Origin of the sequence: Roseibium suaedae (assembly GCF_900142725.1) — a bacterium.
Lineage (GTDB): Bacteria > Pseudomonadota > Alphaproteobacteria > Rhizobiales > Stappiaceae > Roseibium > Roseibium suaedae.
In genome coordinates, this window is sequence record NZ_FRBW01000004.1 from 263,667 (window position 1) to 276,609 (window position 12,943).

Annotated in this window: 11 protein-coding genes; 4 read left to right on the top strand and 7 right to left on the bottom strand. The window is 61.6% G+C overall.

The genetic code is table 11. The features are described from left to right. The first annotated feature begins 6 nt into the window (after positions 1-6). A complete protein-coding gene (locus tag BUA94_RS17660; protein ID WP_073014901.1) occupies positions 7-213 on the top strand; it encodes a DUF1737 domain-containing protein in 207 nt (68 codons plus the stop codon). An 81-nt stretch (positions 214-294) separates the two neighbouring features. Here BUA94_RS17660 and BUA94_RS17665 read toward each other — a convergent pair whose 3' ends face one another. The 5 genes from BUA94_RS17665 to BUA94_RS17685 all read right to left on the bottom strand — a co-directional run bounded on the left by BUA94_RS17665 (position 295) and on the right by BUA94_RS17685 (position 5,984). Continuing rightward, the gene (locus BUA94_RS17665) at positions 295-1,446 is read right to left on the bottom strand and encodes a DUF1513 domain-containing protein (protein ID WP_073014651.1); all 1,152 of its coding nucleotides are present in this window, start codon (positions 1,444-1,446) and stop codon (positions 295-297) included. Next, positions 1,427-2,512: an imelysin family protein gene (locus BUA94_RS17670; protein ID WP_073014652.1), complete on the bottom strand. Its 1,086-nt coding sequence runs from the start codon at positions 2,510-2,512 to the stop codon at positions 1,427-1,429. The genes BUA94_RS17665 and BUA94_RS17670 overlap by 20 nt, the downstream gene beginning before the upstream one ends. Next, positions 2,512-4,005 (bottom strand): di-heme oxidoreductase family protein, encoded by a 1,494-nt coding sequence (locus BUA94_RS17675; RefSeq protein WP_208980166.1) that lies wholly within the window; start codon positions 4,003-4,005, stop codon positions 2,512-2,514. The genes BUA94_RS17670 and BUA94_RS17675 overlap by 1 nt, the downstream gene beginning before the upstream one ends. A gap of 159 nt (positions 4,006-4,164) precedes the next feature. Beyond that, the gene (locus BUA94_RS17680; RefSeq protein ID WP_073014653.1) at positions 4,165-5,427 is read right to left on the bottom strand and encodes an imelysin family protein; all 1,263 of its coding nucleotides are present in this window, start codon (positions 5,425-5,427) and stop codon (positions 4,165-4,167) included. 59 nt (positions 5,428-5,486) lie between these two features. After that, positions 5,487-5,984: a hypothetical protein gene (locus BUA94_RS17685; RefSeq protein ID WP_073014654.1), complete on the bottom strand. Its 498-nt coding sequence runs from the start codon at positions 5,982-5,984 to the stop codon at positions 5,487-5,489. 301 nt (positions 5,985-6,285) lie between these two features. Between BUA94_RS17685 and BUA94_RS17690 the strand changes: the two genes are divergently transcribed. The 3 genes from BUA94_RS17690 to BUA94_RS17700 all read left to right on the top strand — a co-directional run bounded on the left by BUA94_RS17690 (position 6,286) and on the right by BUA94_RS17700 (position 8,517). Further along, a complete protein-coding gene (locus tag BUA94_RS17690; protein WP_073014655.1) occupies positions 6,286-6,768 on the top strand; it encodes a tellurite resistance TerB family protein in 483 nt (160 codons plus the stop codon). Positions 6,769-6,868: 100 nt separating this feature from the next. After that, positions 6,869-7,615, top strand: coding sequence for a glutamine amidotransferase (locus BUA94_RS17695; protein ID WP_073014656.1), 747 nt, complete (start codon positions 6,869-6,871; stop codon positions 7,613-7,615). A 191-nt stretch (positions 7,616-7,806) separates the two neighbouring features. Continuing rightward, positions 7,807-8,517, top strand: a complete 711-nt coding sequence (locus BUA94_RS17700) for a DNA helicase (RefSeq protein ID WP_073014903.1) — start codon at positions 7,807-7,809, stop codon at positions 8,515-8,517. A gap of 15 nt (positions 8,518-8,532) precedes the next feature. Here BUA94_RS17700 and BUA94_RS17705 read toward each other — a convergent pair whose 3' ends face one another. Further along, complete coding sequence (locus BUA94_RS17705) at positions 8,533-9,294, bottom strand: TSUP family transporter (RefSeq protein WP_073014657.1); 762 nt, start codon at positions 9,292-9,294, stop codon at positions 8,533-8,535. A gap of 164 nt (positions 9,295-9,458) precedes the next feature. After that, positions 9,459-12,902: a pyruvate carboxylase gene (gene pyc, locus BUA94_RS17710; RefSeq protein ID WP_073014658.1), complete on the bottom strand. Its 3,444-nt coding sequence runs from the start codon at positions 12,900-12,902 to the stop codon at positions 9,459-9,461. Positions 12,903-12,943 lie beyond the last annotated feature (41 nt).

The following is a 12,943-nucleotide window of genomic DNA, read 5'->3' on the forward strand; positions in this document are numbered from 1 at the left end:
CTTGCCATGAAACTGTTTCGCTTCATCACCGGTCCGGACGACAGCGAGTTCTGTCACCGGGTGACCCAGGCCCTCAACAAGGGCTGGCAGCTGTCCGGTTCCCCGTCTCTGACCTTTGACGCCGTCCGTGGTCTCACCATCTGCGGTCAGGCCGTGACCAAGGAAGTGCCCGGCGAGGAATATTCCCGCGATATCAAGCTGGGCGATTACTGAGAGCGGCGCGGCCAGGCTGTGCCGAGGCCCGGAATGAGAAGAACGGAAAACGCCCGGACCACTGGTCCGGGCGTTTTTGTTTCAAAGCGCGAACATGTGATTGTCGAAGGACATGCCCGGAACCTGCGCCAGAACATCAGGAACCGCTTCCGGTTCCTCCAGATAGCGCAGGCCGCCAAGGCCGTCCGAAATCAGGAAGGCACTGCCGTCGATCGGTGCGAGGCCGCAGCCGTCGATGACCGCCTTGGCACCCAGCAGCTCGCCGGTGGAGGCTGACCAGAACATCACCTGTCCCCCGCGCGGTGCGGAGGTCGCGACCACATCCCCGGTCCGGTTGGCAACAACGGAGCCGATATAGCTCTGCAGACCGCTGGCGAGTTGATCCGGGATCTCGGTCAGAACAGGACCTGTGTCCTGTGTCATACGGGCGACGAGCGGCGGCATTTGCTGCAGGTCGCCTTCAAACTGCCCGCCGACCCAGACCTGCCCCTTGCCATCCAGAGCCATGTGGCGCAGGGACAGTTTGTGCAGGTCCCTGGACAGCCGGTGCTGGGTCAGGACATCGCCAGAGTTGAGGTCCAGATAGGCGACCGACGGGTCCATGGACTCGATATTGAGCTTTTCTCGTGGCTGGCCCGGATCAGTCTGGATGCCGCCATTGGCGATAACCATCGTCTTGCTGTCCGGCATCAGAAGGAGATCGTGGGGACCGATGCCGCCGGTTTCGATCTCGCCGATCCGCTGCGCGCCGGTGCCGCTGACATCATAGACGCCAAGCACGCCGCGGACGCGCTCATAGTCATTCTCGACCGCATAGACCAGGCGCCCATCTGCGGAAAAGCAGCCGTGACCATAGAAGTGGCGGCCAGGTTCGGACGCAATGACCAGCGGTTCCTTGCTGTCATAGGGATCGATCAGCATGGCGAAGGTGCCGGGACGGCGGGCAAAGGCCATGATCTTGCGGCCATCTGGAGAAACGGCCATGCCATGACCGCGATCCGGCAGGCCGACCTCGGCCAGAATCTGCCCGGCATCATCCAGGATGGCGAGCGCGTAGCTGCCATTCGCCCGCTTGCAGGCCGTGGCAAACAGAGGGGCCTCGATTTCGCCGATCAGGCCTTCCGCCAGAGCCGGGCCATTCCAGCCTGATCCGGCCAGAACAGCGGCCCCGCCAAGGCCAGCGAGAAACGAGCGGCGGTTGATGGCGGTCCTTTTAGTCGCCGTCCAGAGCATTGAAGCCTCCTGAAAGTCCCAGCCCCCCGGCCAGATTGAGTGCCATCGTGTCGCGCAGGCTGTTGACCTGAATGGCGACCAGATTGAGCTTGTCGTAGGTCGCGCCCGCGTCCATCGTCTGGCGCAACGGCCCCTTCAAGGAGCGCAGAGTTTTCGCGGCATTGCCGAATTCGAAATTGAGTGACCCGGGAATCCAGGCTGCATCGCTGCCGAGATTGGGTTCGAACTTGGCAGCGTTCATCGCGTCCCTTATGCCCTCAAGCTCTGCGGCCATGTAGGCGGATGCATTGCTGGAGCGGGAAAAGGGCAGCTTGTTGGGCTTGGCCTTGTCCTTGCCAGTGCCAAGAGCGGGCAGGAGTTCCTGATCCTTGATCACGATGAGACCGGTTACCTGGGCGTTGAAGATGGTCTCGATCGCTTCCTTGGAGGAGTGGAACTGATCGTTTCCCGCATCTGCGGTAAGAAGCAGCGCGCTGTAACCCTTCGGATCCTGCCATTCGGCGGCGATCTCTCCGGCTATCGAGGCGACATTGCGCGTGATGGCGCTTGCGTAGGCGCAGAGGGCTTCCTTGTCGTCGCCAGCGCCCAGGGTCAGGTTGCTGTCGCTGTCAAAGGCAATCAGCTGGAGGGCGGTCAGGCCCTGTAGTGCCACGCTCTTGCCGGCAAGCGCTGCGGGATCTCCAAGGGTGCCGTCCTGATCGGTCAGGGCCTTGCGGATCTGGCGCTGGGCGATGTTGCGGGCATCGGGAAGGAAGGCGAGCCGTTCCAGCCGGTGATCGGAAATCAGCGGCCCGAAGCGCAGGAAGGTGATGTTGCCAAGGGCCTCAAGGGTCTTGGTGTAACTCGCTGCAAAGGCCTCACGGGTCTGATCGGAAGGCGCAGAGCAAAGGGCCTCGGCTGCAGGTGGAAGAGTTGCCGAGGTCTCGGCAAAGGCTTGAGTGGCGGGCCGGATATAGGTTTCCAGCACCCGTTTCACATGCGGACTGAAATCTGCAGCCTGTCCCGGCGGAGCTTGCAGGGCGACGGCTGTGGTGACCGCGAGGGCTGCGAACAGGGTGAGGCGCATTACAGGGACTCCAGAAATCGGATCAGGGCCGACCGGTCCGCGGGCGGCAGCGCGATGACGGCATCGCGCGAGGCTTGAGCCTCTCCACCATGCCATAGAACAGCTTCGAGCAGGTTACGGGCCCGTCCGTCATGAAGGAAGCGGGTGTGGCCATTGACGGTTTCTGTCAGCCCGATGCCCCAGAGCGGCGCTGTGCGCCATTCGGAGCTGGAGGCGTCGCCGACAGGCCGGTCATCCGCGAGGCCCTCGCCCATATCATGCAGGAGGAGGTCGGTATAGGGCCAGATCAGCTGGAACCGGTGCGCCTTATTGTCCGCCTTGCGGCTGGTGACGTAGTTGGGCCGGTGGCAGGCCGTGCAGCCGGACTGATGGAACATTGCCTTGCCGCGCAGCACGTCCGGATCATCGACATCCCGGCGCTGGGGCACTGCCAGGTTTTCCGAATAGAAGGTCACGAGTTCCATGACCGGATCGGGTGCTTCGCTGACGCCGAGGCGGGCCTGCTCGCCATGGGGCTGGCGGCGGCAGCCGGTCTGTCTGGCCGTACAGTCGCCGTAATTGTCCGGCAGGTCCGGCGTGCTGATACCGATGTCACCGGAAAAGGCGGCCGCAGTCTGGGCTCTGACGGTCGGCTCGGATGCTTTCCAGCCGAAGCGGCCAATGGTCAGTGCCCCGGACTGCGGATCGCGCACGAGGCTCAGCTTTCCCGAGATGCCATCGCCGTTCTGGTCGTCAGGATCTGCCTGAGCCTCGATATCTCCCGCGGCAATGGCTTCCAGAAGACCCATGCCGATCATCGGAGGGGCGGCGCGGGGGGACATTTTCACATCCGGATGCATCGGTCCGTAGGCGAGCTCGCGAACCGAATAGGTTGGCTTTTGCAGCAGGATCGTTTCGCCGCCGTTCAGTGTGACCGGAACATCTTCATAGGTGACATCGATCTGGCCTTCCGCCTTCAGGCCCGTGACGGCAAAGGTCTGGAACTGGCCGCCATAAGTCGGCTCCGGAATGCGCAACAGTTCCCGGTTATCAAGCTGCGCCTGCTGTTCGGGTGTCTGCGGCGGGATCGAGAGGCGCAGAAAGAGCGAGACAGCCTTTTCTCCGGGAAGGGGCGGACGGCCCCGCCCATCCTTCAGGTGGCAGCTCTGGCAGGCGCGGGCATTGTAGAGTGGACCCAAGCCGTCGGAGGCCTGGGTGGAGGACGGGGAGGAGGTCCAGAACTTCTTGAACAGCCCGTTGCCAAGCTTGAAGGTCTGCTCTTCCTCAAAGGTCAGATTGGCGGAATTGTGGGAGAAACTGTCCCGGTTGACCGTCTTCGTCGACGTGGCCGCCCCCCCGCTCATGGCCTCGAAAGCCTGCGGTGCGGAGAAATCCGATGGCGGAGTGGTGATCCTGGCGACCCGGGCGCGGTCCTTCGGGGAAAGATCGTCCCGATAGGGCAGAGGAGGACCGTCTGCGGCACTTGCGAGGGCTGCGGAGGAGGTCAGCGCCATTACAAACAAGGCAAGGGTGGACAGGCCCCGGCTGGTAGCTGTCATGTCAAATTGGCCAATCAGGTTCGCGTCTCGGGTCTCAGCCAAGCACCCCTCCGTGCGGGCTGAAAAAAGAACCGGCGGGAAGATGCCTCACCGCCGGTTCCTTGTCATCCTGTCTTACTGGAAGACGGCGTTCGGGTTGTCCAGGCTGTCCGAGCCTTCGAAGGCAACAGCCTCAAGTCCGAGGGCGTGAACGGCACGCTCGATGGACTTGGTCTGGTCGACGAGGCCGTCGACAACGGCCTGAACCGTTGCATTGCCCTCTTCATTGCCTTCACCGATCATCTGGTCATAGGCTTCGCCGCCTTCAGCGCGGGTCTTCATGGCTTCTGCAGCGGCCAGCGTTGCGTCCAGCTTTGCCTTCAGCTCTTCAGCAACTGCCGCATCCTTGGCCGCAACCAGATCGGCCACGGACGGACCGGAAACGGTCTTGCCGTCGAGGCCGGTGTAGGTGCCGAAATAGACGTTCCGGATGCCGACAATGTCGTTGTAGTGGGACATGTGCGTGTTGTCGGAGAAGCAGTCATGCTCTTCTTCCGGATCATGCAGCATCAGGCCAAGCTTGGTGCGCTCACCTGCCAGTTCGCCGTAGGACAGGGAGCCCATGCCGGTCAGAATGGTGGCAAGGCCGCCTGCTTCACCCTTGGCTTCCAGTTCCTTGCGGGCTTCGCCGCCCGGTGCCCAGTTGGCAGCCATTTCTTCCAGATCCGAAATGAGCAGATCGGTCGCAGCCTGGAGATAGGCGACGCGGCGGTCACAGTTGCCGTTGGTGCAGTTCTTGGTGTCGAAATCCGTCGCCGGACGGTTGCCTGCGCCAGCATTGGTGCCGTTCAGGTCCTGGCCCCAGAGCAGGAATTCGATGGCGTGGTAGCCGGTGGCCACGTTGGCTTCCACTTCACCGGCTTCCTGCAGCGTTTCAGCCAGGAGCTCCGGGGTGATGTTGGTCGCATCGATGGTTTCGCCGCCGATTTCCAGCTTTGGATTGGCGATGATATTGGCGGTGTAGAAGACGTTTTCTTCGGACTCGGTGCCGTAGGACGCGTCGACATAGTCGATCAGGCCTTCGTCCAGCGGCCAGGCATTCACCTTGCCTTCCCAGTCATCAACGATTGCGTTGCCGAAACGGTAGGCTTCGGTCTGCTGGTACGGGTTGCGGGCAACCTTCCAGGCAGCGCGGGCAGCAGCGAGGGTCTCGTCGCTCGGGTTGGCGACCAACGCGTCGATGGCGGTCTTCAGGGCCTTGGCGCTGGTGACGGAATCGTCAAACGCAGCCTGGGCAATGTTCTCGTAGTTGGTCAGAACTTCTGCAGGAGTTGCTGCCATGGCGGGCAGGGAGAACAGGGCCGTTGCAGCCAAAAGGCCGAATTTAATGGCTTTCATCAATTGCTTCCTCAAGTTGGATGCTCCGGAGGCGGAATGAATGCTCCGGATCGAAAGGGTCAGTGGCGGATTGGCAGGCCCATCTTTCTCAGTGGGCACATTTCCAGGGTCAGGCTGTCCGGATCGACAGTTGCAAGCATCAGCCCGCATTCGCCAAGGGCGGATGCGAATTCCGTCGCGGCAAAAAGCGCGTCGTTGCGTCCTTCGGGATGAAACAGGGCCTGGGCGATGGATTCTTGCGCGGCGGTGTTCTGCTGCTGCGCAGCGGCGACAAAGGCCATGACAAGACATTCGTCCTGACAGAGCTTCGGGCAGTCATAGGGAAACAGGCAAAGGCTGCGGGTGCCGTGGGTTTTCAGGGCGCGGGCATAACAGGAGAGTTCCGACACCGGACGCCGGGCGCGTTCCTTGCCAAGCTCGGCGGCATAGAGGTCCCATGCCATTTCCCAGCAGCTCGCGTCATTTGTCGCGTAGCCGGCCATCCAGCGGCGTACCCCTTCCACCACCAAACGTTCCGCGCGGCGGGTCTGGTTTTCTGGTGTCTGTAAGTCCGGCATGCCGGGGCTCCTGTGGACGAAATGAGCATGTTTCGGAGGGCAGGAATCGTTTTTATGAAGATAAAAGTCAAGTATAAAGTCCGCATCAAAGCGCTGAATTGCCTTACCTTGGAATGGTTCAAGATAAGATCTTGCCGCCTTCCGGCCTGAACCTACTGGCTTGCCTGACCGGCAGAAGAACCTATCTGCGTAAGATGAAAGGGAAAGTCGCGGGACAGAGTGCTGGAAATCCTGAAAGGGTTCCCGTACCCTTCTGTGTCTGTTTCCCGTTTTTACTTTCCGAAATACAGGCCATCGTCAAATGTCATTGTTTTCCTCTCTTTCTCAATTCATCCGGGATGTCACGGTCGGCGACGGCGGCAAGAAGAGCTTTGCCGATGACGACAAGCGTCTGGCCGCAGCGGCCCTTTTGTTTCACCTGGTCGACGTCGATGGGGTCGTCGAGGAATCCGAGAGCCGCAAGCTCAAGGAAATCCTGCAGCGCCACTATGAGCTGAGCGACGCGGAAACCGTCGAACTGGTGGAAGCTGCCAAGCAGAAAGACAGCGAAGCCGTCGACCTTTATGGCTTCACGTCGGTTCTGAAGCGGTCGACCGACGAAGAGGAACGGCTGGCGATCGTCGAGATGATGTGGGAGGTCGTTTATGCGGACGGCCAGGTTCACGAGTTCGAGGACAACACCATCTGGCGCGTTGCGGAGCTGCTCGGCATTTCCACCCGTGACCGGATGACCCTGCGCCAGAAGGTGGCCCGCAGCCAGCCCGAGGGAACGGTAGAAGGTTAGCCGTAAAAGCAGGGGTTTTCTGATTTCTGGCGCAGAAACCGGCAGCGCTGCTTTTCAAAAAGGCTCGACGCAAACGTCAAATGCGCTAGACTCTCTCGTCATGAAGCACGAGACCTTTGCTGAAATGGACCGCCCGAAAGTTCTCATCGTCCTGCATCAGGAGCAATCTTCTCCGGGACGTGTCGGACAGGAGCTGGTCAAGCGCGGATTTGCCCTTGATATCCGGCGGCCCCGCTACGGCGATACGCTTCCTGACACCATGTGTGCGCATGCCGGTGCCGTGATTTTCGGCGGTCCGATGAGTGCGAATGACCCGGATGCCTATGTTCACCGGGAGATTGACTGGATCAAGGTGCCGCTTCGCGAGGAAAAGCCGTTTCTCGGCATTTGCCTCGGAGCCCAGATGATGGTGAAGCAGCTCGGCGGCTCCGTTGGCGCTCACGGCGAGGAACTGGTCGAGATCGGCTATTATCCCTTGCAGGCAACATCTCAGGGCGAGCAGCTCATGGATTGGCCGAAAAAGGTCTATCAGTGGCACAAGGAAGGCTTCAGCCTGCCCTCAGGCTGCGAGCTTCTGGCCTCCGGCCCGACCTATCCCAATCAGGCGATCCGCTGCGGCAAGAACGCCTATGGCATCCAGTTTCATCCGGAACTCACTCATCAGATGATGGTCCGCTGGACGACCCGTGGCGCGCCGCGCATGGATCTTCCCGGCGCCCAGCAGCGCCGCGATCATTTCGCCGGCCGTCTCGTTCATGATGGGGCCGTACGCAAGTGGCTGGATGACTTCCTGGATCTCTGGATCGGCCGCGCAGGGCAGGCGGCCGCCCGTCTGGCTGCCGAATAGGCTGTTTGCCTTGAGCTTTTGAGATTGCTCCGGTACGACCGAATCCCATAATCTTGCTGTCGGCTTCATCCACGCCCCCTCCCTCCAGTCGGGAAAGCATCGGTCATGCAGGATGGTCTTCTCAACGGACTGTCTAGACGGCGTGAAGCATGCGGAGGGATTGCGGATTTTGCCGTCCGGAGGTTCCGATGATGAAGCTTTCAGCCCCGGTCTATGCCCTCAAGCGCCAGGCGCGCCAGATCTCAAGGCGCGAGCGCATTCCCCTTCATGAGGCTCTCGACAGGATTGCGGCAGCGGAAGGGTTCAGCTCCTGGCCGCTGCTTGCCGAACCCCACGCGGATCAGGCCCCTGCAGCCCGGCTCTATCCCGCGCTCAGCGCAGGTGAACTTGTGATCATTGCCGCGCGGCCCGGGCAGGGAAAGACCTTGCTTGGCCTTGAACTGGCCGTCGAGGCGATGAAGCAGGGCCGAAAGGCAGTGTTTTTCACGCTTGAATACACCCAGGCCCAGATGCTCGACCGGTTCCGGGCCATTGGCGTCGATCCCTTTGCCTTTGACCGCCGTTTTGATCTCGACATGTCTGACGGGATCTGCGCCAGCCACATCATGGAGCGGCTTGCCGGGGCAGAAGCCGGAACGCTTGTCGTGATCGACTACCTTCAGCTGCTTGATCAACGGCGGGAGACGCCGCCGCTTATGGATCAGGTCCGTGCGCTCAGGGAATTTGCCCAAAGGCAAAAAGTGGTTCTGGTCTTTCTGTCCCAAGTCAGCCGCGCTTTCGAGGCATCGGGAAAAGCCCTGCCGGATCTTGAGGATGTGCGTCTCCCCAATCCGCTGGACCTTTCCATTTTCACCCGGGCTGCCTTCCTGGAGGAAGGGCAGATGGTCTGCCGCCCCCTGTAAGTGGCCTGCGGGCTTTTAGCCCTGCAGCACGCTCATGAGCACCTTGATGCTCATGGCGAAGCACATGATCACGGTGATGGGGCGGATGATCTTCGCCCCGCCCTTGAAGGCGAAATGCGCGCCGAGATAGGCCCCCAGGATCTGCCCTGCCATCATGGCTGCCCCTGCCACCCAGGCAATCTGGCCGAAGAAGATGAAATAGATCAGTGCGCCCAGATTGCTGGTCAGGTTGAACAGCTTTGCATGGGCGGTCGCAGTGCGGATCGGCATGCCGCGCAGCAGGATCAGCGACGTGGACATGAAGGAACCGGTGCCGGGACCGAAGAAGCCGTCGTAGAAGCCGATGGCCGGGGCTGCGGTCACGGCGTAGCGGTCCGCGGTGATGCGCGGTTCGGTTTCAGCGTCCAGGTTCTTGGCGAAGAACAGGAAATAGAGCCCGATGCTGACCAGCAGAACCGGGATGAACAGCACCAGAATTTCCGCGTTGATCTGTTGAAGCACCCAGCCGCCCGCCACAGAACCAATTGCGATGGCAACGATCGGCTTCAGATTGGCTTTCACGGACACCGCGCCACGGCGGATGAAATAGGTTGCTGCGGTCAGCGTGCCGCAGCTTCCCTGCAGCTTGTTGGTCGCAAGCGCGGTTGCAGGCGGAATGCCGGCCAGCAACAGCGCGGGAATGGTCAGGAGCCCGCCACCGCCGGCAATGGCATCAATCCAGCCGGCTGCGACGGCGACGAGAAAAAGAACCGCAAGAATGTCGAGGGAGAAGTCCATCGGAGAAGCCTTGAGCGGAACGCGTGGCAGAGACCTGTCCGCGCGGGCGGCCGGGTGCGGTGGAAGCGGAACGCTGAATGAGGGAGGAAAGTCGAGGGTTTGAGTGCTCTCGCAAAGAAGAAGGGGAGCCGTTGGCCCCCCTTATCCGTTTCATATGCCTGAAATCAAGCCTGATAGACGACCAGGAGGTCCTTCGCGTCGATCTGGCTGCCCGGTGCCACCAGGACTTCGGCAATGACCGCGTCCCGTTCGGCATGAAGGGCGGTTTCCATCTTCATGGCTTCGATGGAGACGAGAACGTCTCCGGCCGTGACCTGCTGGCCGGCTTTGACCGCTACGGTGGAGATGACGCCGGGCATCGGAGCCCCGACATGATCCGCGTTGCCGTCTTCCGCCTTGCGCTTGGCTGAAGCACCGGCTGCGCCATGGGCACGGTCCGGAACTTTGATGATGCGCGGCTGACCGTTCAGTTCGAAGAAGACCTTCTTCTCGCCGTTCTCATCAGTCTCGCCAAAGGCCTGGCAGCGGACAACCAGGGTCTTGCCCGGCTCCAGATCCACCATCAGTTCATCCCCAGCTTCCAGGCCGTAGAAATAGACTGGAGTCGGCAGGACCGAGGTCGGGCCATACTGGCTCTGCGCCTTGGCGAAGTCCGTGTAGACCTTCGGGTACATGAGGTAAGAGGCCAGATCCGCGTCGGAGATCTCGTAACCGGCCTTTTCGGCGGCTTCCTTGCGCCGGGCTTCCAGATCTTCTTCCTTCAGGAGAGAACCTGGGCGTACGGTGATCGGGGTTGCTCCCTTCAGCACCTTGGCCTGGAGGGGAGAAGGCCATCCTGCCGGGGGCTGGCCCAGATCGCCGCGCAGCATCTGCACGACAGAGTCCGGGAAGGCCACATCCCTGGCCGGATCTTCCACTTCCGCAACGCTCAAGCCCTGGCTGACCATCATCAGGGCCATGTCGCCGACGACCTTGGACGACGGGGTCACCTTGACGATGTCGCCGAACATCATGTTCACGTCGGCATAGGTCTGCGCGACTTCGTGCCAGCGGGTTTCCAGGCCCAGAGAACGAGCCTGTTCCTTGAGGTTGGTGAACTGGCCACCCGGCATTTCGTGCAGATAGACTTCCGAAGCAGGACCCTTCAGATCGCTCTCGAAGGCGGCATACTGGCTGCGCACGGCTTCCCAGTAGAAGGAAATGCGCCGGATTGCTTCCGCATCGAGGCCCGGATCCCTCTCGGAGCCCTTGAGGGCTTCGACAATGGAGCCGAGGCACGGCTGGGAGGTGTTGCCTGAGAAGGCATCCATGGCGCTGTCGACCGCATCGACGCCTGCATCGACGGCCGCCAGAACGGTGGCGGCTGCAATGCCGGACGTGTCATGGGTGTGGAAGTGGATCGGAATGCCGACTTCTTCCTTCAGGGCCTTGAACAGGGTCCGCGCAGCACCCGGCTTCAGGAGGCCTGCCATGTCCTTGACGCCCAGAATGTGAGCGCCCGCCTTCTCCAGCTCCTTGGCCAGATTGACGTAGTACTTCAGATCGTACTTCGGACGGGCACTGTCATTCAGGTCGCCGGTGTAGCACAGGGCGCCTTCGCAGAGCTTGTCCGTTTCCAGAACCGCGTCGATGGACACGCGCATGTTCTCCACCCAGTTCAGGCAGTCGAAGACGCGGAAGACGTCGACGCCGTTCTGGGCCGCCTGATGGACGAAGAAGCGGACCACGTTGTCCGGATAGTTGGTGTAGCCAACCCCGTTGGAGCCGCGCAGCAGCATCTGCAGCAGGATGTTCGGCGCCCGCTCACGGATGATGCGCAGACGTTCCCACGGATCTTCCGTCAGGAAGCGCATGGCGACGTCGAAGGTCGCGCCGCCCCAGCACTCCAGCGAGAACAGCTGCGGCAGACCGGTCGCATAGGCGTCCGTGATCGCGGCAATGTCGTGGGTGCGCATGCGGGTGGCCAGCAGGGACTGATGGCCGTCACGCATGGTGGTGTCGGTCATGAGCACCTGCGGCTGGGCCTTCATCCAGTCGGCAAAGCCCTTGGGTCCAAGCTTTTCCAGAAGCTGGCGGGTGCCATCCGGCTTGACCTGGCCGAAGTCCGGCACGACCGGTGCTGCCACGTCGCTGCCCGGTTTGCCGCGCGAACGGGTTTCCGGATGGCCGTTAACGGACACGTCCGCGATATAGGTCAGGAGCTTGGTCGCACGGTCCCGGCGGCTGGTGTGATCAAACAGCTCCGGCGTGTTGTCGATGAAGCGCGTGGTGTAGTCATTGGCGCGGAACTTCGGGTGCTCGATGATGTTTTCGAGGAACACGAGGTTGGTGGCCACGCCGCGGATACGGAATTCGCGCAGGGCGCGTTCCATGCGCTTGCAGGTTTCCTCTGCCGTTGGCGACCAGGCGGTCACCTTTTCCAGCAGGGGGTCATAGAACCGGGTGATGACTGCGCCGGAATAGGCGGTGCCGCCGTCCAGACGGATACCGAAGCCGGTCGCGCCGCGATAGGCGGTGATGCGGCCGTAGTCCGGAATGAAGTTCTGCTCCGGATCTTCCGTGGTGATACGGCACTGTAGCGCATGACCGTTGAGGCGGATGCTGTCCTGAGCCGGAACGCCGCTTTCCGGCGTGCCGATGCGGGCGCCGCCTGCGATCTGGATCTGGGCCTTGACGATGTCGATGCCGGTGACTTCTTCCGTCACCGTGTGCTCGACCTGAACGCGCGGGTTCACTTCGATGAAGTAGATCGCGCCGGTGTCCGCATCCATCAGGAATTCGACGGTGCCTGCGCCCCGGTAGCCGACTTCCCGGCCGATCTTCAGGCCGTAGTCGCACAGTTCCTTGCGCTTGGCTTCATCGAGATAGGGGGCCGGAGCCCGCTCGACGACCTTCTGGTGGCGGCGCTGGATCGAGCAATCGCGCTCGAACAGGTGAACGAGGCCACCCTGGCCGTCGCCCAAGATCTGCACTTCCACGTGTCGGGCGCGCTGAACCAGCTTTTCGAGATAGATTTCGTCCTTGCCGAATGCGGCCTTGGCCTCGCGCTTGGCGGCGACCACTTCGCGCACCAGCGTTGCCTCGTCCGGAATGACGCGCATGCCGCGTCCGCCGCCACCCCAGGATGCCTTCAGCATAACCGGGTAGCCGATCCCGGCTGCCAGGCGCTTGATTTCTTCCATGTCGTCCGGAAGCGGATCGGTTGCCGGCATGACCGGAACGCCTGCCTCGATGGCAAGGTTGCGTGCGGCGACCTTGTTGCCAAGGCGGCGCATGGTTTCCGGCATCGGGCCGATGAAGATGATGCCGGCTTCTGCGCAAGCTTCCGCGAATTCCGGGCTTTCGGAGAGGAAGCCGTAGCCGGGGTGGATGGCGTCCACCTTCGCCTGTTTGGCAACCCTGATGATCTCGTCGATGGACAGATAGGCTTCAATCGGGCCAAGGCCTTTGCCGACCTGATAGGCCTCATCAGCCTTGAACCGGTGCAGGGCAAGTTTGTCTTGCTCGGCAAAGATGGCGACTGTTTTCAGCCCCAGTTCGTTTGCCGCGCGAAAGACACGGATAGCGATTTCAGATCGGTTCGCGACGAGAATTTTCTGGATTGCCAACAGCAGCCTCCACACTAACAGGGCAAGGAAGGGCAGCGGGG